The sequence below is a fragment of the Streptomyces sp. TE5632 genome, from assembly GCF_054061295.1.
This window is the reverse complement of record NZ_JBSSEA010000003.1, coordinates 5,351,582-5,373,706: the sequence shown is the minus strand read 5'-3', so window position 1 is coordinate 5,373,706 and position 22,125 is coordinate 5,351,582. Positions and strand designations below refer to the sequence as shown.

Below are 22,125 nucleotides of genomic sequence, written 5' to 3'. Positions count from 1 at the left end.
CTTTCGCTCGATACGGGCAGGAGGGCTCCGGGCGGGCCCGGTCAGCCGTCGGCGTGGGCGCCCCGTAGGTCCGCGCCCGCTGTCCGCCTGTTCTGTTCAGCGCAGCAGCTCCTCGGGGCTGCGGGGAACACCCCGGACATGCCGGCCGGCCTGCTGTATGGCGGTGAGGAGCCCATGGCCGGTGTCGGCCATGACCAGCCCGTCGACGACGGCTTCGCGCATGACGCCCACGGTGTCCTTCACGAGGATCCCCTTGCGGCGCGCGTAGTGGCCCGCCTCACCGTCGTCGGTGATCCACACGGAACGGGCGAACTCGCTGCGGCGTTCGATCAGGACCAGGGTTTCCGCCTCGCCCAGGTGTTGCAGTGGCCGGGACGGAGAACCCGCGAAGACGACGCGTCGTGTGCGGTCCACTAACGCGATCTCAGCCGGGTCGTCGATCTCGATGGGTGCGCCGAGCCATCCACCGCCGGCCACCTCGCTCAGTCTCGGCCAGTAGCGCGACGACCGCTCGGCCTCGGCCGCGACGGCCTGGGTCCAGCGTCCCCGTCCGTCCAGGACCTTCTCCAGCAGGGCCAGACGGTCGACCGCCGCGAAGTTGCACAGCACGGTGTTGTCGGGAAACCAGCAGTGGCGCGTCATGGCTGGAAGACCAGGTCCCCCTCGTCGGCCGCGGCAGTGGCCGAGGGATCTTCCGGAGGAACGGGGTCGGGTTCGAGCACCTCGCGGAGCCTGTCGGCCTCCCATCCCGTGTAGGCCGCCAACGGCCGCAGGGTGGTCTCTCCGTCCAGGTACGCCTCGTACAGCATCTGGGCGGGGCGGAAGGGCAGCCGCTTGGTCTGCGACCAGGCCGTACGGGCCTGGAAGAGGTCGCTCTGCCCGGCCAGCCAGTGGCAGTCCTCGGTGGTGAGTCCGCGCAGCCTGCCGGCGGTCCGCTCCTCGATGAGGCCCAACTGGGAGAGGCGTGCCGCCAGAGCGCTGGGTGACACCTGGAAGTGAACCACCAGGGACGTGAGCTGTTCGTCCGACAGACCGCCTTCCTCCACCGCCGCCTCGATCTCCGACCGGGGCATGAGGAGGTGGGCGGCGAACACGTTCGCGCGGACCTCGGTGAGGTCCTTCTGGTGGCCGGGGGTCAGGTGGGTCTCCGTCAGGAGGTCCTGTGCGTCCCGGGCCAGGATGTGTCCGAGCTCGTGCGCGAGAGTGAAGCGTTGACGGGTGGGCACACGGGTCCGGGCGATCATGATGAGCCGGAAGCCGTCCGCCTGCCAGGCGGCACCGTCGATCCCCTCGGGCAGTCCGATCTTGGCCACGTCCACCCCGAAGGTGCGCTCCAGCGCCTGGAGGAGTTCCGCGCCGTCCATGCTGCCCACCGGTGGTGATCCCTCGGAGCCCAGCCGGGCGAGCGCGGCTTCCGCGAGCGCCACGCCTTCGTCCACATAACCCTTGTAATCCGTGGGAGCGGTGGGGTGCGGCGTGCCGGCCGAGGGCAGTTCCGGCTGTTCCGGTGCCCTGCCGAGGAGGACGAGCACCTCGTGCGCGCTGGTGAAGCGTTCGACGAGGTCCTTGAGTGTGGCACGGCCGTCCTCGCTCATCGCCGACGGCACGGCACGGGCGGCGAAGGCCGGACGCAGCGGGTCACGGCCGGTCAGCAGCCAGTCGACCGTCGTGTCGCCGAACTCCGCGATGCGCGCCAGGTCCAGGGAGGTGAACCGGCGGACTCCGCTGAGCGACTTGGACAGCTTGTCCGGCGTCAGCCCGACCTTCTCGGCGAACTCCGCCTGCCTGACCGATGCCCTGAGCATGACGCTTCGTACGCGATCGGTCACGGTCTCCGTCATGCCCTTCACCATAGGAACCGGATGCGAAAATCGCAACCGGACGGGTCCGGTACGACTCCGGTGGAGGGGCGGGTCTTCCGGGCCGAGGCCGCTTTGATCGTCGGGGAGCGCGTCTCACCACTGCCCACCGGGCCGCTCGGCCGTCGCCCGGACCGCCGGGATGCGCCTGCTCGCCCCGCCGTCCGGGAGTCCGTCCTCCCCGGCCGCGTACGCGGCGGTGAACCCTTCGGCGGCACGTCCTCCGGGCCCGCGCCGGGGCATCCGCTCGCCCGGCTCGCCCCCTCCGGCCGAACGACGTCGACCGGTATCGCGGCCGCCCGGGCCGCCTGGAGGTCGACCCGGTCGGCGTCGTCCACGTCACCGCCGACGGCCTGCTGATCACCTATCCGCACCCCGTCCCCGGCGCCCCCACCCGCCCCGAGTCCGGCCCCGCCCGCACCCTGCCGGCCCGCGACGCGGACGGCGACCACACGGTCACCGACCCCGACACCGGCCTGGTCCGCCACTTCACCGCCCCGCCCGGCGGCGACGGACTACCGACGGCCCTGGTCCACTCGGCCGGCCCCCGGGTGAGGCTGACCACCGCCGACGGCCGGACGTCCCGAACACGGTCGTCCTCACCTGGGACCACCGGGACGTCGTCCCCCTGGCCCAGACCGAGCGCATCCTCACGGCCGACAGCGGTCAGGAGGAGAGCGACCGGCGGTTCTTCGCCATCGCCACCGATCTCGTCGGCACGCCGACCGAACTCATCGACGGGTCCGGGGACATCGCCTGGCGCAGCCGGAGCACGCTCCGGGGCACCACCGCCTGGGCCAGGGACAGCAGCGCCCGCATCCCGCTGCGCTTCCCCGGCCACCCGCCGACTCCTCAGTGCCTGCTTGGACCTGATCACCGATCCACTGCTCGAAGAGGTGCAGGACCGCGAGCCGGCCGCCCTGGCCCGGCTCCAGGAGGTCCACCAGGCCCTGCGTGCCCAGCGCGAGGACCGGCACCGCGTCGACGCCCTGCTCTCGCTCATCGGCAACCTGGTGGAGGACTACGGGGACCGGTGACGGTCGACCGAGGAAGCCGAGCCGTGCCCGGTCGCCCGGTCGCCCGGTCGATGTTGCGCTGGAGCAGTTCCAGCTGGTCGACGACTGTGCGAACGCCCTGCTGTGAAGGTACTGGGACGATCCCGCTGCCGCCCACTGCCTCTGGCGGGACCAGACGATCAAGGGCACGAGCCGGTTCTGACCACCGGCGGCGACAGGATCACCTGGGATGTGCTGCGGGAGGCCGCCCTCGGGTGATCCCGTGGAGATCGGCCCGGTGGCCGCCTACTCTGCCGGCGTGCCTCCCGCGAAGGCCTCCTACGTCTGCCTGCCCTGCCGGGCCTCGTACAAGCAGCCCTACGACAGGGACAGGCCGCAGCGGATCTGCCCTCGCTGCGCGGAGCCGCTCATCCATGTGGGCTCGGCCTTCGCCGCGCCACCGCGTCGGGACGTCGCGGCCTGGCGCACCCTGTCGGTCCTGCTGCACGCAGGGGTCCGCTTCCACAAGAGCTGCTGCGGCGGCCCCGGTTACCGACCGCGCACCCTGCGCGAGGTACGCGAGCGGATGGCCCACGCCCGCCGCACCGGCGAGCCCTTCGCCAGGGCACTCGTACGTCCCGAGGTACCGTGACGCAGCCGCCGGCCCTGCTCCGGTGACGCCGGGCACCGTGAGAGGCGTCCGGTTCTTCCCCGCGGGAACGTCGGAGGCGCACCCGCCTACGGTTCCGTCAGGACGGCGCCGGCTCCCAGCGGTAGGCGTCGGCGACCTCTTCGTACGGACGCAGCAGCGGATCCAGTCCTGCACGCACCAGGTCCGCGTCCCCCGGCGGCAGCGCCAGTGACGCCCGCCGCATGCGCACGCTCCAGGTCGCCGGGTCCGGGAAGACCGACAGCCGGGGCACCAGGTCGCGCAGGACCAGCCCGTCGCGGAAGGGGGCCAGGCCGGACACCTCGAAGCGGCAGCCCTCCGGGAAGGAGCGGTCGCCGAAGACGACCGGCTCGTCCAGTGCCCGTACGGGGGTGGTGACCGAGGCCCGGGCGATCACGCGGCCCAGGTCGCGGGTCGGGTTCCGGAAGCAGCCGCGTGTGGTGTAGAGGAAGATCTCGTCGCCCTCTACCAGCGTCCGCGCCGCCTTGGCCCGACCGGACGGGAACGCCATCCGCTGCTCGGTCACCACCCAGCTCAGAGCAGCCCGGTCTCCGATGATCAGCAGGTGCGCGGAGGACATGGCAGTCACCTTACCGAGGCACCGGACGCCCGGCCGCCGCCGTACCGGTCAAAGACCCGCCCGTGCCAGCAGCACCGGCAGCGCCTCCGGCTTCACCTTCTGCACCGACCGCACCTGCCCGAGTCCCAGCTCGTCCCGGCCCACGGGGTCGCGGTACAGCGCCTTCGTCGCCTCGGGGAGCAGGGTCACCGCGACCAAGTACGGGATGTCGGGGGCGTCCGGGTCGTTCCAGGGCTCCTCGTCGACCTCGGCCACCGCGGCGACCGCCGACTCCGGGTGGGTGAAGAAGAACCACAGGCGGTCGCCCCGCTTCATGCGGTTGCGGCGGCTGAGCCAGAGTTCGAGTCCGGGCTCCTCCTCCGCAAGCCGACGTATCGTCTCCCTGTCGGACGGCTCCCCGTCCAGCGTGTCCCTGTTCGGATCGAGGATGTAGATCCAGTCCGTCACGGCTTCCCCCTCGGTCAGCACACGGGGCCCTCCACCGGACCCTGCATGCACCCACGCACCGCTCATACAGCGATCGTCAGGCCACATGGTGCCAAGTCACTCCGACATCCGCAGCCTCCTGTTCCCGACGACTCGCGCTTCCCTGTCCAGCATGACGGCTCTGCGCACGGTGGGGTGGATGTGTGGGCGGCGGCCGCCGCCTTCGACCGGGGCTCGGTGGCCGAGGACGAGCCCATCACCACGGGTACGGCCACCGACAGCGCGCCCGGTGCCGCGACTCGCTCCCGCACCCCTGCCCGTGCCCCTTCCGAGTGGGTCGGCGTGGGTCGGCGCCTTCCCGCTCCCCCGGTTCCCGGTCGCCTCTGTTCTCCCTCAAGTCATCAGCGTATTCCTCGGGTTGGCCACCGCCGGTATGTTCAGTTCCAAGAAGCCCTCCACCTCCACGACTGCCGGCGCTGCTCCGCACCTCCGCTCCCCCGCACTTCCGTCGCCGACCGGGTCGAGCTTCGCATGCACGCGGCACAGGTCCGGCGAAGGGACGCCTGCGCCTGCGCTCGGCCCCACGTACGGCCCGACCGACAGCTCACTCGAACCTGTCCCACAGTGCGCGCCTCCCGAAAAGGAGTTGTCACCGCATGACCGACAACAGCACGCCCGGCAGACCGGAGCCGGTCCCCGCGCCCCCGTATCCCGCCGCGCCGCCCACCGCTCCCCCGACGACGGTGACGACCACCGATCGCCGGGCCCGGGCGGGACGGCGTGCTCTGGCGGTCGTCGCCGTCCTCGCCCTCCTGCTGGCCGGTGGCGGCGTCGCCTGGTGGGCGCTGGGCAAGGACGACGAGGGGGGAGGGGGTGACCCGTTGAAGCACGTCGAAGTCTCGGGCGGCAAACTCGTCGTCGACGAGAGCGACAGCGAGTACTGCGACGACACCGACATCTACTCGTACAACGACTGCGACACGGACCCCGACGAGACCTACGAGTTCGCCTACGAGATCACCAACAAGGGGGACGGGCCCGCCAACTACTCCGTCATCGTCAACGCCTTCGACGACGACGGAGACTTCGTCGGCCAGACCTACGTCGGTGCGACCCACCTGAAGCCCGGCAGGACCGAGTCCGACAAGGGCGAGTTCAACGAGTACAGCACTCTCGAGGACAACCGCGAACTGTCCGACATCGCCTCCGTGAAGGTCGCCCACGCCGAGCGCACTCCGCTGGCCAACTGACCCGGCGCACCAGCCGTCCCGGCGGTGCCCTCGAGAACGTGGGTGACGTCACGGGACCCGCAGGGCGGCGAGCAGCATCGGGATCGAGTGAGGGCAAGCCCTATCTGAGGGCGACGTCAAGCCCCTTGGGGCCGGCCCGGAGAGGGCCGGTCCCGTCCGGGCGGTCGTAGCACCGGCTAGCCCTTCTGCTCCACCCGTACCCAGTCCACCTCGGCCTGGATTCCGCCGGCCGCGATGCGGTCCACGCTCGACTGGGGGAGGCCCCAGTAGGGGGTGGTGACCTTGTTCCAGCCGGCCGGGTAGGCGCCGCCCAGGGCCAGGTTGAGGATCACGTACTGGTTGTGGTCGAAGACCCACTGGCCCCGCGTCGACTCCAGCTTGTTGCGGGTGGTCTCCTGGACCGGGCGGTCGTCGACGTGGAAGCGCATGCCGGTCGGGGTCCACTCGACCGCGTAGGTGTGCCACTGGTCGGCGCGGCCGCCACCCGGGTAGGTCTGGCGTTCACCGATGTTGCCGTCGGCCGAGTAGCCGGGACCGTGCAGTCCCGTGCTGGTCCAGTCGCCGTAACCGATGTTCTCCATGATGTCGGTCTCGCCGGAGGCGGGCCAGGAGACCGACGGGTCGTCGACGTTGCTGCCCAGGAGCCAGAACGCGGGCCAGAAGCCGTCCCCGACCGGGAGCCTCATGCGGGCGCTCACCCTGCCGTAGGTGAAGTCGAACTTGGTGTTGGTGTCGATGCGGCCGGACGTGAAGTCGTAGGTCCCGCCGCCTGCTCGGGTGCAGCCCTTGCAGTGTTCGGCCTCCAGGACCAGGGTGCCGTTCTCCGTGCGGATGTTGTCCGTGGAGTCGACGTACGCCTGCGCCTCGCCGTTGACGGAGCCCATCTCCGTACCGGTGCGGACCACGCGCCACTTGGAGCGGTCCAGGGAGGGCGTGGTGAAGTCGTCGAAGAACGTGGTCCGGTACGTGCCGGGCTGATCGGCGGGGAGAGCCGGGTAGGCCGCCGCCGCGCTGCCGCCGGTGCCCCATACCTGGAACTCGTAGAGGGAGTAGCCGAACTGGGCTGTCGCCGGAGCCGGGTTGTGGAAGGAGCGACGTTCCTTGCCGAGCATGCGGACGTAGCGACCGGTGGCGGGCTGGGCGAGTCTCACCGTGTCGTGCACGCCCTTCGCCTCCGCCGGTGACTTCACGTCGGCGCGACGGGCCGCCACCTCCGACGCGGACGGACGGTGGACCGTGCGCCAGGTGCGGTTGTCGTCGGAGACCTGGAGTTCGTAGTCGACCGCGTACGCGGCCTCCCAGTAGAGGTCGATCGTGTCGACGGTCGAACGGGCGCCGAGGTCCACCGAGATCCAGCGGTCGGCGTTCCAGTCGCTGGACCAGCGGGTCTGATCGGCCTTCAGGTCGGCGGGCCGGCCGCCGTCGGTCACGAACGCGGGTGAGTTGCCCGCGTGTTGGTAGAGGTTCGTGTAGGCCGGGTGGTGGAGGGCCAGGTTGGTGCGGGTCGTGGAGGCCGGGGCCGGTTCGCCGCCGTGGACTTTGAAGGAGTAGAGGGAGTAGCCCCACGCGGTGGCGCGTTCCAGGCCGCGCATCCGGACGTAGCGACCGGTCACCTCCTGGGGGTACGTGTGCGCCGTGACCGAGCCTCCCGTGCCGGCGGTCTCCGTGTAGAACGGGGTCCAGTCCGTGCCGTTCCTCGAGACCTCCAGGACGTAGCGCTTGCCGTAGGCCGCCTCCCAGTCGAGGGTGACGCGGGCGATGCGGAGGGTTGCTCCCAGGTCGACGCGGATCCAGGCGTCGTCCGCGAAGTCGCTGGACCAGCGGGTCGAGCCGTTGCCGTCGAAGGCGAGGCCGGGGGCCGTGCCCGCGTTCTCGCTGCCGGAGGCGGTGACGCCTGCCGGGTTGGCGGTGTACGCGGTTGCCGCGCGGTCGGTGTCCCAGGCGGCGGCCGCCGCGGTTCCGGGAGCGGGAGCGGGAGCGGGTGCTGCGAAGACGGGGCCCGCCGTCAGTACGCCGGCGGTGGTGAGAGCGGTCAAGAGGATGCGCGGGGTGCGCAGGATGCGGGAAGTGCGAGGAGTACGGGATGGCATACAGCTCTCCTGGGTGGGGGGCGGAGTGGGGTGCCGGTTCCCCTGACTCACTGCGACAGTGATCGAAATGGCGCGCTCATGACATTTCAGCGAGGGCATCGGGTCGTGGGCGACCCGATGGGCGCGGGTTCCGTACCCGCGCCCACCGGATCGTCGACGAACCTCAGGCCGCCCGCCGTGCCCGGCCCCCGTGGCCGCGGATGATGTCCGCGTACCGGTGGCCGGAGCCCTTGATGGTGCGGGTCTGGGTGGCGTAGTCGACGTGGACGAGGCCGAAGCGCTTGTCGTAGCCGTACGCCCACTCGAAGTTGTCCAGCAGGGACCAGGCGAAGTAGCCGGCGAGCGGGGCGCCCTTGCGGGCGGCGGACGCGCAGGCGGCCAGGTGCTGTTCCAGGTAGTCCTGGCGTTCCGGGTCGTCGATCGTGCCGTCGGGGCGGACCACGTCCGGGAAGGCGGAGCCGTTCTCGGTGACGTAGAGCTTGCGTGCGCCGTAGTCGTTCGTCAGGCGCAGCAGCAGCGTCTCGATACCGCTCGCGTCGATCTCCCAGTCCATGCCGGTGCGCGGGACGTCGGCGCGGCGCACGAAGGCCGCCTGCGGTGCCGGGCCGTCGGGGTCGGCCGCCACCACTTGGGGGAAGTAGTAGTTGAGGCCGAGCCAGTCGAGCGGGGCCGCGATGGTCGCCGGGTCCCCGGGTCGCTCCGGGAGATCGACTCCGTAGACCTCGCGCATGTCGGCCGGGAAGCCGTAGCCGTGCACGGGGTCCAGCCACCAGCGGTTGGTGTGGCCGTCCATGCGGGCGGCGGCCGCCCGGTCCTCGGGGCTGTCGGTGGCGGCGTGGATCGTGGAGAGGTTGTTGACGATGCCCACCTGGGCGTTCGGGGCGGCGGCGCGGATCGCCCGCGTCGCGAGGCCGTGGCCCAGCAGCAGGTGGTAGGAGGCGCGGACCGCCGCCGTCAGGTCGGTCAGGCCCGGCGCCATCTTGCCTTCCAGGTGGCCGATCCAGGCCGAGCACAGGGGCTCGTTGAGGGTGGCCCAGTGGTGCACGCGGTCGCCGAGGCGTTCGGCGACCGCCGACGCGTACGCGGCGAAGTGCTCGGCGGTGTCACGCTCCGGCCAGCCGCCGCGGTCCTGGAGGGCCTGCGGCAGGTCCCAGTGGTAGAGGGTGACGGACGGGGTGATGCCCGCCTCGAGCAGGCCGTCGGTCAACTGGTCGTAGAAGTCCAGGCCCTTGGAGTTGACCGGGCCGTCGCCACCGGGGACGACCCGGGGCCAGGCGAGGGACAGGCGGTAGGCGTTGGTGCCGAGGCGGCGCATCAGGTCGATGTCCTCGCGCCAGCGGTGGTAGTGGTCGCAGGCGGTGTCGCCGTGGTCGTCGTTGTCGATGGTGCCGGGGGTGTGCGCGAAGGTGTCCCAGATCGACGGCGAGCGGCCGTCCTCGGCCACGGCTCCTTCGATCTGGTACGCCGAGGTGGCCGTACCCCACAGGAAGTCGTGCGGGAGGGCGGCGTAGTCGATGGTCACAGAAGTCCCTTCGATGTCGGGTGCGTTGATCCGTCGGGTGCGTTGATCCGTCAGGTGTGTCGGCCCGGTGTGTTACTTGACGGCTCCCGCCGTCAGGCCGGCGACGAGGTAGCGCTGCAGGAGCAGGAAACCGGCGACCACGGGGACGCTCACCACGAGTGAGGCGGCCATGATCTGGTTCCAGTACACGTCGTTGAGGGTGGAGTAGCCCTGGAGTCCCACGGCGAGGGTGCGGGTGGTGTCGTTGGTCATCACCGACGCGAACAGCACTTCGCCCCAGGCCGTCATGAAGGCGTAGACGGCGACCGCGACGATGCCGGGGATCGCGGCCGGCACGACGACCCGGAAGAGCGCGCCGAGCGGACCGCAGCCGTCGACCAGCGCGGCCTCGTCCAAGTCCCGCGGGACCGAGTCGAAGTAGCCGATCAGCATCCAGATGGAGAACGGGAGGGAGAAGGTCAGGTACGTCAGGATCAGGCCGCCGCGCGAGCCGAACAGGGCGATGCCCGTGGCGTTGCCGATGTTGACGTAGATGAGGAACAGCGGGAGGAGGAAGAGGATGCCGGGGAACATCTGCGTCGACAGCACGGTCACCGTGAAGACGCGTTTGCCGCGGAAGCTGTGGCGGCTCACCGCGTAGGCGGAGAAGACCGCGATCACCACCGAGCAGACGGTCGCCGCGCCCGCCACGATCAGCGAGTTCACGAAGTACCGGGCGAGCGGGACGGTGGACCAGATGTCGATGTACGGGCGGATCGTCAACTCGCTCGGCAACCAGCGGAACGTGCCGGTGACGTCCGCGAGCGGCTTCAGCGAGCTGGAGATCATGACGTACACCGGGATCATCACGAAACCGGTGAGCAGGGTGAGGAAGATCCGCCGGGACCAGAGGAAGGAGCGGGGCGGGGCCATGGGCGATGCCGGGGAGGCGACCGTCGCCCTCGGTGGACTAGGCATGCGACGGCCTCCGTCCGCGCGAGGTGAGTACGAGGTACACGCCCGTCACGACGAGCAGGAACAGCAGGAGCAGGACGGACATGGCGGAGCCGGTGCCGAAGTTCCAGGTGACGAAGGACGCCTGGTAGATGTGGACCGAGATGAGGTCCGCGGCCTCGGGGGCGGTCCTGCCGAACAGGACGAACGGGGTGTTGAAGTCGTTGAACGTCCACAGGAACAGGACGAGGACCAGGACCTGGTTGACGGGCCGGAGTGACGGCAGGGTGATGCGGCGGACCTGTTGGATCATCCCGGCGCCGTCCAGGGCTGCGGCCTCGTACAGCTCGCGGGGGATGTTCTGCAGGCCTGCCATGACGATCAGGAAGGCGAACGGCCAGCCCTTCCACACGGACACCGTCAGCAGCGCGAAGAAGCTGTTGTCGCCGATCAGCCAGAAGGACGGCTTGTCGGTGAGGCCGAGCTGGTCGTGCAGGACGTGGTTCACCAGGCCGTTGTCGTGCTGGAACATGAACACCCAGGTGATGACGGCCGCGTAGACCGGCAGCGCGTACGGCACCAGGAACAGGGCGCGCAGCAGACCGCGGCCGCGGAAGGTGTCCTGCAGGTAGATCGCGGCGGCGGTGCCGATGAGCCAGCACAGGCCGACCGACAGCACAGTGAAGGCGACGGTGACGAAGAAGGAGTGGAGCAGGGCCGCGCCGACGGGGGCGTCGAAGTCCACCGACACCTCGTAGTTGTCGAGGGCGGCCCACGGGGCGGTGCCCCAGTCGCGGATGTAGAACTGGGTGAGCTCCTTGAAGCTCATGACGATGCCGATCACCATCGGCACCAGGTGGACCAGGAGTTCGAGGAGCAGCGCGGGCAGCAGGAGCAGGTACGGCAGTCCGATGCGGCGGATCCGCCCGGGGCGGCGGCGGGGGCCGCGCGCCGCACCGGGGGACGTCTTCCGCACGGCGGCCTCCCCTGGGGCAGTGGCGGTCATGGCGGTGTCGGGGCTCACTTCTTGGGCATCTGCTGCTGGGCCTTGGTGAGCGCGGCCTTGACCGAGCCGGTGGTCACCTCGCGGCCGCCGGCCGCGTCGGCGAACAGGTCCTTGATCGCCGTTCCGACGGCGGTCTCGAACTGGGACTCGTCGGGGACCTGCGGCAGCGCCACGGCACTGGCGGCGAGGGTCTCCTTCAGGACGGCGTTGGCCGGGGAGTCGAAGGCGGCGTCCTCCTGGGCGGCCTTGACCGGCGGGATGGTGCTGTACGCCGTGTTGAGGATCTTCTGCTCGGCGTCGCTCGTCATGAACTTCACGAACTCGGTGGCGCCGTCGAGGTTGTCGCTGTTCTTGAAGACGGCCAGGTTGATGCCGGCGACCATCGAGTTGACCTGCTTGCCCGCGCCCGGGGTGCCGGACTGCACGGGCACCGGCGCGATGCCGTAGTCGTCCTCGCTCATGCCCTGGGACGTGAGGTTGGCGGACGCGGACTGCCACAGCAGCATCGCCGTCTTGCCCTTGGCGAAGTCGCTCACGGACTGGTTCTGGGCGTACTCGGCGTTGCCCGGGGCGATGATCTTGTCCTTGGCCATCAGGTCGACGTACTGCTTGACCGCGGTGACCGCACCGTCGTTGGTGAAGTCGGGCTTGCCGTCGGCGGTGAAGAAGTCGGCGCCGTGCTGCTGGGCGAAGACGAAGGCGTGGTGGATGTTCTCGGAGGGGTTCGAACCCTCCATGCCGATCCCCCACTTGCCGTCCTTGGACACCTTCTTGCCGGCGGCGACCAGTTCGTCCCAGGTGGCGGGCGGGGCGTCGACGCCCGCTTCGGCGAGCATCTGCTTGTTGTAGTAGAGGGCGTACGCCATCGAGTACAGCGGGACGGCGGCCGGGTCCTGGCCCTCGGTGCCGGTGGAGCCGAGCGCGGAGTCGACGAAGCGGTCCTTGCCGCCGATCCTGTCGAAGTTCTTCGCGTCCCACGGCAGCAGCGCGCCCGTCGCCTGGAGCGAGGCGGACCAGGTGTTGCCGATGTTGAGCACGTCCGGGCCCTGGCCGGAGGTGGTCGCGGTGAGGATCCGGTTGAGCAGGTCGGACCAGGGCACGACCTCGAGCTTGACCTTGATGCCGGTCTGCTTCTCGAACTTGTCCAGCTCGGGCTGGAGCACCTTCTTGTCGATCTCGACGCTGGCGCCCTGGTTGGAGGCCCAGTAAGTGAGCTCCTCGGGCGAGTCGCCGGACCCGCCGCCCGTGCTCGAACCGCCTCCGCAGGCCGAGGCGGCGAGTGCGAGGGACAGGATGACGGCGCCGGTGGCCGCGGCTCGGATACTGCGCATGGCTCCTGATGTGCCTTTCCGGGGGTGCGGGCAGGGAGTGGAGAAGGATGGCGGGGTCGGCGACTCATGGCTTAATTTAGGACGTGAGTTAAACCCTCTGAAGGCGGCACGTCAAGGGTTTTGACGGAGTCACCCAACTCTCGCCGCACCTCTTGACTCATCTGTTCCACGGATGAACCATCAGCGGCGAAAGAGCGCTCCCAACTCCCCCACACCGTTCACTTCCTGAACCAGGAGAGCCCCCCATGATCTCCGACTCCCCCTCCGCCCAGCCGTCCTCCGACGACTCCCGTGCCGCCGTCCGACGCCGGGCCGTCCTCGGAGCCGCGGCCGCCGCCCCCGTACTGGCTGCGCTGACCACCACGGCCTCCGCCGCACCGACCGCCCCCGCCGCGCCGGCCGCCCCTTCCGTCGCGGCGAAGCCCGGGAAGCCGCGCCGACTGCGGGCCGGCGGCGACCTCGGTCCGAACGTGATCGTCTTCGACCCGTCCACACCCGGTATCCAGGCGAAGCTGGACGAGGTGTTCGCCCGGCAGGAATCGGACCAGTTCGGCCCGGGTCGCTACCAGTTCCTCTTCAAGCCGGGCACCTACCACGGACTCAACGCCCAACTCGGTTTCTACACCTCGATCTCGGGCCTCGGCCTCTCCCCCGACGACACCACCATCAACGGCGACGTGACGGTCGACGCCGGCTGGTTCGACGGCAACGCCACCCAGAACTTCTGGCGTTCGGCGGAGAACCTGGCCCTCGTCCCGGTCAACGGCACCAACCGCTGGGCGGTCGCCCAGGCCGCCCCCTTCCGCCGGATGCACATACGCGGCGGCCTCAACCTCGCACCCGCCGGCTACGGATGGGCCAGCGGCGGCTACATCGCCGACAGCCGGATCGACGGCACGGTCGGCCCGTACTCGCAGCAGCAGTGGTACACCCGGGACAGTTCGGTCGGCGGCTGGACCAACGCCGTGTGGAACATGGTGTTCTCGGGGGTCGTGGGCGCCCCCGCGCAGAGTTTCCCGGAGCCGCCCTACACCACGCTCGACCGGACGCCGATCTCCCGCGAGAAGCCCTTCCTGTACCTGGCCGGCGCCGACTACCGCGTGTTCCTGCCCGCGCTGCGCACCAACGCGCGCGGCGTCACCTGGGGCAACGGCACCCCGCGCGGCACCTCCCTGGCCCTGGACCGTTTCTACGTCGCCAAGCCCGGCGACTCCGCTACCACCCTCAACCAGGCGCTCGACCAGGGCCTCAACCTGCTGCTGACGCCAGGCATTTACCACGTCGACCAGCCGGTCCGGGTCAACCGGGCGGGCACGGTCGTCCTCGGCCTCGGCTACGCCACCCTGATCCCCGACAACGGCGTCACCGCCCTGAAGGTCGCCGACGTCGACGGCGTACGGCTGGCCGGCTTCCTGGTCGACGCCGGACCGGTCAACTCGCGCACCCTGGTGGAGATCGGCCCGGACGGCGCCTCCCGTGACCACTCGGCCGACCCGATCACCGTCCAGGACGTGTTCATCCGGATCGGCGGCGCGGGCCCCGGAAAGGCGACCACCAGCATGGTGGTCAACGCCCGGCACACCATCGTCGACCACACCTGGATCTGGCGCGCCGACCACGGCGAGGGCGTCGGCTGGGAGACCAACCGCTGCGACTACGGCGTCGTCGTCAACGGCCACGACGTCCTGGCGACCGGCCTGTTCGTCGAACACTTCAACAAGTACGACGTGCAGTGGAACGGCGAACGCGGGCGCACGATCTTCTTCCAGAACGAGAAGGCCTACGACGCGCCGAACCAGGCCGCCGTCCAGAACGGCTCGATCAAGGGCTACGCCGCGTACAGGGTCGGCGACCACGTCACCACCCACGAGGGCTGGGGCATGGGGAGTTACTGCTACTACAACGTGAACCCGTCGATCGTGCAGCACCACGGCTTCGCCGCCCCGAACCGTCCGGGGGTGCGCTTCCACCACCTGCTGGTCGTGTCGCTCAGCGGCCACGGGCAGTACGAGTGCGTCATCAACGACACGGGTTCGCCGACGTCGGGGACCGACACCGTGCCGTCGAAGGTGGTGTCCTACCCCTGATCCCGGTACGCGGTGCGCGCTCCGAACGGAGCCGGCGGTCGGAGCGCGCACCGCGACAGCGCCGGTTGTGCACACAGCGACCGACTCGCCACGGACACGAACGGGCGTACCGATGATTCCGGCGCGGACCGTACGTCGTTATGGGTGGAAAGAAAGGAGATCCGCCATGCCCATGACGGACCCCGCACAGCACCCCACGACCGAGCTCGACACCCGCTACAGCTCCGCGCTCAATCCCCGCCCGGGTGCCGCGGACGTCACCGCCACCGAGTGGGCCGAGGCCCGGCGGCGACTGGAGGCAGCCGAGATCTTCTGGGTGTCCACGGTGCGGCCCGACGGCAAGCCGCACGTCACGCCCGTGATCGCGACCTGGCACGACGGTGTGCTGTACTTCTCCACCGGCCGGGGTGAGCAGAAGGCGAGGAACCTCGCACGCAATGCGCACTGCGCGCTGACCACTGGCGCGAACTCGCTCACCGAAGGACTCGACCTGGTGGTCGAGGGCGAGGCGAAGCCGGTTGCCGATCCTGCGCTGCTGGAGGAGGTGATCGCGGCGTAGGAGGCCAAGTACGGACCGCACATCACCTCACCCGAGGGCACCTTCCACGGGCTCGGGGACGCGTTCCGGAAGGGGGACGCGGTGGTGTTCGCGGTGGCCCCGGCCACGGCGTACGGCTTCGGCCGGGACGACGGGGTGTACAGCCATACTCGGTGGGTGTTCTGAGCAACCGGGCGAACGGCGTGCCGACCGAACGGCTCAGTGCGCCAAGGAAGTTCCGGCCGGCGACATCCGCGGAGCAGGCTCGGCAGACGACCGGGAACGCCGACGGGGCGGCGTACTCCGACGCGGTGTCGGAGTACGCCGCCCTCGGGCGGGGCGAGTCGCGGAAGGCGGATCGCGCTGTCCTGGCGGTTACTTCGGGTCGCGGTTGAACTTCGAGGTCGACCAGAAGTAGCCGAGCACCGCGAGACCCAGGCACCAGACGACCGCGAGCCACCCTTGGTGGCCGATCTCGCTGCCGAGCAGCAGGCCCCGGAGGGTCTCGATGGCGGGCGTGAACGGCTGGTACTCGGCGATCGGCTGGAACCAGCCGGGCATGGCGTCGACCGGGACGAAGGCGCTGGAGAGGAGCGGCAGCAGGATCATCGGCATCGCGTTGTTGCCGGCGGCCTCGGCGTTCGGGCTGACCAGTCCCATGCCGACCGCGACCCAGGTGAGCGCCATGGCGAAGAGCACCAGCAGCCCGAACGCCGCCAGCCACTCCAGGACGCCGGCATCCGTGGGCCGGAAGCCGATGGCCACGGCGACGGCTCCCACGAGGACCACACTTGTGATCGACTGCAGCACGCTGCCGACGACATGTCCGACGAGCACCGAACCGCGGTGGATCGCCATCGTGCGGAAGCGGGCGATGATGCCCTCGGTCATGTCGTTGGCGACGGAGACCGCGGTCCCGATCACCGTGCTGCCGATGGTCATCAGCAGCAGGCCCGGGACGATGTACGCGATGTACTCGGAGCGGTCCGGACCTCCGCCGCCGATGCCCGCGCTCATCACGTCACCGAAGACGTAGACGAAGAGCAACAGCAGCATGACCGGGGTGAGCAGCAGGTTCAGGGTGAGGGACGGATAGCGCCGGGCGTGCAGGAGGTTGCGGCGCAGCATCGTGGACGAGTCGCGTACGGCGAGGGAGAGGGAGCTCATCGGACATCCTCCTTGGGCTGGTTGGGCTGGTTGGGCTGGTTGGGCCGACTCGGCACGGTGGAGCCGCCGGTCAGGGCGAAGAACACGTCGTCGAGGTCGGGGGTGTGCACGGTCAGCTCGTCCGCCTCGATGCCGGCCGAGTCCAGCCGGTCGAGGAGGGAGCGCAGCTCGCGCTGGCTGCCGTCGCTGGGGATCCGCAGCACCAGCGCCTCCTCGACCGGGAGGGTGACCTCGCGGAGCGCGAGGGCGGCGCTCCGGTACGCGGACGGGTCAAGGAAGCGGAGCCGGACGTGCCCGCCGGGGATCATCCGCTTCAGTTCCTCGGCGGTGCCCTCGGCGGCGATCCTGCCGTCGTTCAGCACCGCGATGCGGTCGGCGAGTTCGTCGGCCTCCTCCAGGTACTGGGTGGTGAGGAAGACGGTGACGCCGTCGGAGACGAGTGCGCGGATGATCTGCCACATGGTGTGGCGGCTGCGCGGGTCGAGGCCGGTGGTCGGCTCGTCGAGGAAGATGATCCGCGGGTTGCCGACGAGGGTCATGGCGATGTCGAGGCGGCGCTTCATGCCGCCGGAGTAGCTCTGGGCGGGCTTCTTCGCGGCCTCGACGAGGTCGAACCGCTCCAGCAACTCGGCGGTGACCCGCCGCCCCTCGCTGCGGGAGAGGTGGTGCAGGTCCGTCATGAGAAGCATGTTCTCCTCGCCGGTGATCAGCCCGTCGACGGCGGAGAACTGCCCGGTGACGCCGATCGCGGCACGCACGGCCTGCGGGTCGGCGGCGAGGTCGTGGCCCGCGACCTGGGCCTGCCCGCCGTCGGCGGCGACGAGTGTGGACAGGATCTTCACGGCGGTGGTCTTGCCGGCGCCGTTCGGCCCGAGCAGCGCGAACACGGACCCGGCCGGGATGCGCAGATCGATGCCGTCGAGGACGGTCCTGTCGCCGTACGACTTGCGCAGACCGACGGCGGAGACGGCGGCCGGCGACAGGCGACCGTCACTCCTCTTGGATGTGGGCATGACAAAAGAAGGCATGGGCCCTCCCATTCGAAGGCTGAAGCGGCGGGGGTGTGAGTTGAGGCCGGTTCTTCCTGGGGTCAGGCCTTGGCTCGACGGATGTCGATGTTGCCGTACCGGGTGCGGGCGCGGACCTTGACGGTGCCCTCGGTCTCCTCCGGGGCCTCGGACGCGGTGAGCGTGTTGCGCACCTGGCCGGAGTCCGAGCTGACGTCGAGCCAGGCGGCCGTGCCCTCGCGGACGCCGACCTCGATGGCGCCGTAGGAGGTCTCCAACTGGACAGTGCCACAGGCCACTTCGCCCACGCGCAGGGTGCCGTGGGCGGTGGTGGCGGTGACCGAGTCCTCGGCGCGCCGGATCTCGATGTCGCCGTTGGCGCCGCTCACCCGCAGCTCACCGGTCGCGACGCCGACGGTCGTGGCGCCGTGCGAGTTCTTCAGGACGGCGGGGCCGTCGACGAGGCCGACGCGCAGGCTGCCGGAGCTGGTGGTGATCTCGGCCATGCCCTCGACCCGGTCCACGGTGATCGAGCCGTGCGACGCGGTCAGCTTCAGCGGACCGGTCGTGTCGAGGCGGACGTCGCCGGAGGAGGTCTTCACGCGGACCTCGCCGAGCCGGTCCTCGCCGAGCACCTGGACCCAGGAACCGGTCACGTCGACGTGCGAGCCCGTGGGCGGTTCGACCGTCACGTCGACGGTGCCGGTGCGGCCGAACAGGTTGGACTTGGGCGTCCTGACGGTCAGGACGCCGTTCGCGTACGTGACCTCGGTCTGGGCGGCCGTCCGCACGTCCAACTCCTTCTTCGGGTCGCGGGGCCGCACCTCGACGTCGGTGTCGGGACGGTCGCCCGCGGTGAACCGGATGGAACCGGCATCCACGTGCGCGGTGACCGAGATCGGTTCGGGAGTGTCGAAAGAAGGCATGGCTGTCCCGTCCTCTTGCGTCTTCCGGACGTCCCCGCTGGTGGGACGCGGTGTGGGTGAAGTGGTGCGGGCTGGGTGCGGCTAGCGCACCCAGCCCGTGAAGCTCTGTCCGATGGTCTGGGTCTTCTCCGTCGGCCGTGGTCGCGTGCCGCCGTCGACCGCGGCCGACACGGCCCGCACCAGCCACGCGTTGACCGACAGGCCCTCGCGGCTCGCGGCCTCCTCGGCGCGTGCCTTGAGGTGGGCCGGCAGACGCAGATTGACTCGGGCGGTGCCACCCTCGTCGCCTTCGGCGGGCGCCTGCGCCCTGAGCGGTTCGACGGGCGCGGCCGGCTCCACGGGGCCGCCGACGGGCGGCGGTGTCACCACGAAGTCGGGGTCCAGACCGCGCAGCCGTACGTCGACCGAGCCGGGGGCGAGCTCACGGGTGATCTCGGCCATCGCGGCGGAGAGCACATTGAGCAGGGTCAGGCGGGTCGCCGACTCCAGCGGAGCGGTGAGCCGTTCGGCCAGTTCGCGCGCATCTTCCCCGCCGGCCTCGGCGGCCACCGCGAGTTCGCGGCGGAGAGTGTCGACATACGGGGTGAGGTCCATGGCGCCATGGTGACACCACTTAGGCGCCACACGCAAGCCGTCAGGCGACATCTCCGGCTCGATGCTTAGATCACTCGCTTGACCTGCGAAAATGCACTGACTCCCACCCGAGCGATTGCGGCGCCATGCGCACTCATGCACTCCTGGGTCCACAGAATGGCACCAGATGGCACCGAGTGGCGCCAGGCTGCGCCCGGGCTCATGCGAGCCAGGGTTGCCGTCATGGGGCGGCCTGCCCCACCTCGCGGTCTGCCGCTGAGCCCGAGCCCACCTCGGGACGGCACGAGCGCGAGCGCGTCCTGGGTCTCGACGATGACGTTCACCGACTTCACCGGGACGAGCCGCCGCGGTGTTCGGAGCAGGCACCCGCTGCCGGCGGCCGGAGCGGGCCGCCGTGCGCCGTCGACGGTGGCCCCTTCCGCGTGCGGGCGCGGGAGGGGCCACCGTCCTGGCCGCGGGTGCGGGCCGGCGTTGCGGCTACCGTGCCGGGACGGGTGCCGGTGCGTAACCGGTGGGCCGGGTGGTGAAGGTGCCGCGGCCCTGGGTGCGGCTGCGCAGGCGGGTCGCGTAGCCGAACAGTTCGGCCAGCGGCACCGTCGCGGTGACGACGGTGCCGCCCGGCCGGGTGGCCGAGCCGGTCACCCGGCCGCGGCGCGCGGCCAGATCGCCGAGCACCCCGCCCACCGTCTCCTCGGGCACGGTGACGGTGGCCTCCACCACCGGTTCCAGCGGCACCATCGCGCAGGCCCGCAGGGCTTCCCGCAGCCCGAGCCGGCCGGCGGTGCGGAAGGCGGTGTCCGAGGAGTCCTTCACATGGGTCGCCCCGTCGGTGAGCGTGACGCGCAGACCGGTCACCGGATGACCGCCCAACGGCCCCTCGGCCAGGGCGTCCCGGCAGCCGGTCTCGACCGCACGGACGTACTCCTGCGGCACGCGCCCGCCGACGACGGCCGAGCGGAACTCGAACCCGGCCCCGGCTCCGGACCCGGATTCCGAGGCGTCCAACGGCTCGACGTCGAGCACGACGTGGGCGAACTGACCCGCCCCGCCGTCCTGTTTGACGTGCCGGAAGACAAACCCGGACACCCCGCGATCGACAGTCTCCCGGTAACTGACCCGTGGACGGCCCACGTTGACCGCCAGCCCGTGATCGCGCCGGATCTTCTCCACCGCGACCTCCAGATGCAGTTCCCCCATGCCGGACAGCACCGTCTGACCGGTCTCCGGGTCGGTCCGCGCCACCAGCGAGGGGTCCTCCTCGACGAGCCGCGCGAGTGCCGACGCCAGACGTCCGGTGTCGGTACCCCGGAGTGCCTCGAGCGCCACGGACACGACGGGCTCGGCGACACCCGGAGGTTCCAGGACCAGCGGGGCGGAGGGTGCGCACAGGGTCGATCCGGCACGGGCGGACTTCAGTCCGACCACGGCGACGATGTCCCCGGCGACCGCCCGGTCCAGCGGGGCGTGCCGGTCGGCCCGGACCCGCAGGATGCGGCCGATGCGCTCGGTGCGGCGGGCGGTCGCGTCCCACACGGTGTCTCCCCTCTCGATCGTTCCCGAGTACAGGCGCAGGTGGGTCAGTCGTCCGGTGGACGTGGCGTTCACCTTGAACGCGAGGGCGGCGAAGGGTGCTTCGGGGTCGGCTGGACGGTCCTGCTCACCGGTGCCGTCCTCGCGCGTCCCGCGCACGGGCGGCACGTCGAGCGGGGACGGCAGGTAGGCGAGGACGGCGTCCAGCAGCGGCTCGACGCCCCGGTTGCGGTACGCCGAGCCGCACAGCACGACGACGCCCTCGCCACTGCGGGTGAGGTCGCGCAGGGCGGAGGTGAGCGTACGGGCGCTGAGCACGCCCGTGTCGCAGAACTCCTCCAGCGCGCCCGGATGCAGTTCGGCGACGGCCTCCTCCAGCGTCCGGCGCCGATGGCGGGCCTCCTCCCGCAGGTCGTCCGGCACGGGGCCCTCGTGGGCCGTCGTACCGTCATCGGTCCAGGTCAGCGCCCGCCCGCGGATCAGGTCGACGACACCGGTGAAGGCGTCCTCGGCACCGATCGGCAGCTGGACCACCAGAGGTGAGGGGTGCAGCCGCGCGCGGATCGAGGCGACGGCGGCGTCCAGTTCGGCACCGGCACGGTCCATCTTGTTGACGAACGCGATGCGCGGCACACCGTGCCGGTCGGCCTGCCGCCACACCGACTCGCTCTGCGGTTCCACGCCGGCGGCCGCGTCGAACACCGCGATCGCGCCGTCGAGTACGCGCAGCGAGCGCTCGACCTCGTCGGCGAAGTCGACGTGCCCCGGGGTGTCGATCAGGTTGATGCGGTGACCGTCCCAGGTGCAGCTGACGGCGGCGGCGAAGATCGTGATACCCCGGTCACGCTCCTGCGGGTCGAAGTCGGTGACGGTGGTGCCGTCGTGCACCTCGCCCCGCTTGTGCGTGGTGCCGGTGGCGTACAGGATCCGCTCGGTGACGGTGGTCTTGCCGGCGTCGACATGAGCGAGGATGCCGAGGTTGCGGACGGCGGCGAGGGGGTCGGTGTGCAGGGGGTTGCGCATGGCCCGTGGCCTTTCGGTGCTCTGTGACAGGGCAGCGCGATTCCCGGACGAGACCCACGGTCGGGCGACGGGGACACCTGCGTGCCCAAGAACCGTCACCACCATGTGACGTGACGGAACGCCAATAAGTCGGTCTCGTCACGGCATCCGGTACCGGCCGCGCAGCGGGCACCGGACGGCCGAGGACACGAGGAGCACCTCGGAGCGGACGGACCGGGTCCGGAGAACGGCTGCAGCGGTGTGGTCACGCATGGCCGGACTCCCCTCACGGTCTCGAACGCGCGGCCCCGCATCGAGGCAACGCCTGCTCGGTGCCGAGTGTAGGGAGGGGCGGGCGGACGGAGCCACGGCTTTTTCACGAGGAACGAGACCGACGTCCGGTCCGCTTTCGAGAGAGCGGGACCCCAGGGTCCACGGCCCGCATGACCAGAATCGGGGCCCCCGGATCACGCGGCCGAGAACATGACAGACCGTCCGGGACGGCGAAGCCACCGCTGCGCAACGGGGAAACTCCAGTGGAGCGGAACCCACAGCCCCCCCATGTGACGGGGATCACGCCGGGGGAAAAACCTGCGGCACGGCTCGGGCGTC

At 70.6% G+C, this 22,125-nt stretch carries 19 protein-coding genes and 2 pseudogenes; 7 read left to right on the top strand and 14 right to left on the bottom strand.

What is annotated here, in order from left to right:
• Window positions 1-96 precede the first annotated feature (96 nt).
• A complete protein-coding gene (locus ACVW19_RS29695; protein ID WP_457463237.1) occupies window positions 97-642 on the bottom strand; it encodes a hypothetical protein in 546 nt (181 codons plus the stop codon).
• Window positions 639-1,841, bottom strand: a complete 1,203-nt coding sequence (locus tag ACVW19_RS29690) for a helix-turn-helix domain-containing protein (RefSeq protein WP_457463235.1) — start codon at window positions 1,839-1,841, stop codon at window positions 639-641. The genes ACVW19_RS29695 and ACVW19_RS29690 overlap by 4 nt, the downstream gene beginning before the upstream one ends.
• A gap of 21 nt (window positions 1,842-1,862) precedes the next feature.
• On the opposite strand from ACVW19_RS29690, the gene ACVW19_RS29685 reads away from it, so the two are divergent.
• The 4 genes and pseudogenes from ACVW19_RS29685 (at window position 1,863) to ACVW19_RS29670 (ending at window position 3,506) form a co-directional block, all read left to right on the top strand.
• Complete coding sequence (locus ACVW19_RS29685) at window positions 1,863-2,219, top strand: hypothetical protein (RefSeq protein WP_457463233.1); 357 nt, start codon at window positions 1,863-1,865, stop codon at window positions 2,217-2,219.
• Between the two features lie 214 nt (window positions 2,220-2,433).
• Window positions 2,434-2,715: pseudogene (locus ACVW19_RS29680) on the top strand (RHS domain-containing protein); the annotation flags it as partial.
• 7 nt (window positions 2,716-2,722) lie between these two features.
• Window positions 2,723-2,896 carry a hypothetical protein gene (locus ACVW19_RS29675; protein WP_457463232.1) on the top strand — a complete coding sequence of 58 codons (174 nt, stop codon included), beginning with the start codon at window positions 2,723-2,725 and terminating at the stop codon, window positions 2,894-2,896.
• Between the two features lie 277 nt (window positions 2,897-3,173).
• Window positions 3,174-3,506, top strand: coding sequence for a deoxyxylulose-5-phosphate synthase (locus ACVW19_RS29670; RefSeq protein WP_457463231.1), 333 nt, complete (start codon window positions 3,174-3,176; stop codon window positions 3,504-3,506).
• Window positions 3,507-3,603: 97 nt separating this feature from the next.
• On the opposite strand, the gene ACVW19_RS29665 is transcribed toward ACVW19_RS29670, so the two are convergent.
• Window positions 3,604-4,104, bottom strand: a complete 501-nt coding sequence (locus tag ACVW19_RS29665; protein ID WP_457463230.1) for a hypothetical protein — start codon at window positions 4,102-4,104, stop codon at window positions 3,604-3,606.
• A gap of 48 nt (window positions 4,105-4,152) precedes the next feature.
• Entirely contained in the window at window positions 4,153-4,551 is a 399-nt protein-coding gene (locus ACVW19_RS29660) for a hypothetical protein (RefSeq protein ID WP_457463229.1), read from the bottom strand.
• Window positions 4,552-5,186: 635 nt separating this feature from the next.
• Here ACVW19_RS29660 and ACVW19_RS29655 point away from each other — a divergent pair.
• Window positions 5,187-5,780 carry a hypothetical protein gene (locus ACVW19_RS29655; RefSeq protein WP_457463227.1) on the top strand — a complete coding sequence of 198 codons (594 nt, stop codon included), beginning with the start codon at window positions 5,187-5,189 and terminating at the stop codon, window positions 5,778-5,780.
• Between the two features lie 176 nt (window positions 5,781-5,956).
• Here ACVW19_RS29655 and ACVW19_RS29650 read toward each other — a convergent pair whose 3' ends face one another.
• The 5 genes from ACVW19_RS29650 to ACVW19_RS29630 all read right to left on the bottom strand — a co-directional run bounded on the left by ACVW19_RS29650 (window position 5,957) and on the right by ACVW19_RS29630 (window position 12,662).
• Complete coding sequence (locus ACVW19_RS29650; RefSeq protein WP_457463226.1) at window positions 5,957-7,870, bottom strand: discoidin domain-containing protein; 1,914 nt, start codon at window positions 7,868-7,870, stop codon at window positions 5,957-5,959.
• 163 nt (window positions 7,871-8,033) lie between these two features.
• Window positions 8,034-9,392 (bottom strand): GH1 family beta-glucosidase, encoded by a 1,359-nt coding sequence (locus tag ACVW19_RS29645; protein WP_457463225.1) that lies wholly within the window; start codon window positions 9,390-9,392, stop codon window positions 8,034-8,036.
• 72 nt (window positions 9,393-9,464) lie between these two features.
• Window positions 9,465-10,304, bottom strand: coding sequence for a carbohydrate ABC transporter permease (locus tag ACVW19_RS29640; RefSeq protein WP_457464836.1), 840 nt, complete (start codon window positions 10,302-10,304; stop codon window positions 9,465-9,467).
• Window positions 10,305-10,341: 37 nt separating this feature from the next.
• Window positions 10,342-11,331 (bottom strand): carbohydrate ABC transporter permease, encoded by a 990-nt coding sequence (locus ACVW19_RS29635; RefSeq protein ID WP_457463223.1) that lies wholly within the window; start codon window positions 11,329-11,331, stop codon window positions 10,342-10,344.
• A gap of 14 nt (window positions 11,332-11,345) precedes the next feature.
• Window positions 11,346-12,662 (bottom strand): ABC transporter substrate-binding protein, encoded by a 1,317-nt coding sequence (locus ACVW19_RS29630; protein ID WP_457463222.1) that lies wholly within the window; start codon window positions 12,660-12,662, stop codon window positions 11,346-11,348.
• A 245-nt stretch (window positions 12,663-12,907) separates the two neighbouring features.
• Between ACVW19_RS29630 and ACVW19_RS29625 the strand changes: the two genes are divergently transcribed.
• Both ACVW19_RS29625 and ACVW19_RS29620 read left to right on the top strand, forming a co-directional pair.
• Complete coding sequence (locus ACVW19_RS29625; RefSeq protein ID WP_457463220.1) at window positions 12,908-14,749, top strand: coagulation factor 5/8 type domain-containing protein; 1,842 nt, start codon at window positions 12,908-12,910, stop codon at window positions 14,747-14,749.
• A 166-nt stretch (window positions 14,750-14,915) separates the two neighbouring features.
• Window positions 14,916-15,473: pseudogene (locus ACVW19_RS29620) on the top strand (pyridoxamine 5'-phosphate oxidase family protein).
• A gap of 189 nt (window positions 15,474-15,662) precedes the next feature.
• Here the strand turns inward: ACVW19_RS29620 and ACVW19_RS29615 are convergent.
• The 5 genes from ACVW19_RS29615 to fusA all read right to left on the bottom strand — a co-directional run bounded on the left by ACVW19_RS29615 (window position 15,663) and on the right by fusA (window position 21,534).
• Window positions 15,663-16,454 (bottom strand): ABC transporter permease, encoded by a 792-nt coding sequence (locus ACVW19_RS29615; RefSeq protein WP_457463219.1) that lies wholly within the window; start codon window positions 16,452-16,454, stop codon window positions 15,663-15,665.
• Window positions 16,451-17,482: an ATP-binding cassette domain-containing protein gene (locus tag ACVW19_RS29610; RefSeq protein ID WP_457463217.1), complete on the bottom strand. Its 1,032-nt coding sequence runs from the start codon at window positions 17,480-17,482 to the stop codon at window positions 16,451-16,453. The genes ACVW19_RS29615 and ACVW19_RS29610 overlap by 4 nt, the downstream gene beginning before the upstream one ends.
• A 62-nt stretch (window positions 17,483-17,544) precedes the next feature.
• Complete coding sequence (locus ACVW19_RS29605; protein ID WP_457463216.1) at window positions 17,545-18,387, bottom strand: DUF4097 family beta strand repeat-containing protein; 843 nt, start codon at window positions 18,385-18,387, stop codon at window positions 17,545-17,547.
• Window positions 18,388-18,468: 81 nt separating this feature from the next.
• The gene (locus ACVW19_RS29600) at window positions 18,469-18,981 is read right to left on the bottom strand and encodes a toxin-antitoxin system HicB family antitoxin (protein ID WP_457463214.1); all 513 of its coding nucleotides are present in this window, start codon (window positions 18,979-18,981) and stop codon (window positions 18,469-18,471) included.
• 477 nt (window positions 18,982-19,458) lie between these two features.
• Window positions 19,459-21,534 carry an elongation factor G gene (gene fusA / locus ACVW19_RS29595; RefSeq protein ID WP_457463213.1) on the bottom strand — a complete coding sequence of 692 codons (2,076 nt, stop codon included), beginning with the start codon at window positions 21,532-21,534 and terminating at the stop codon, window positions 19,459-19,461.
• Window positions 21,535-22,125: the final 591 nt, after the last annotated feature.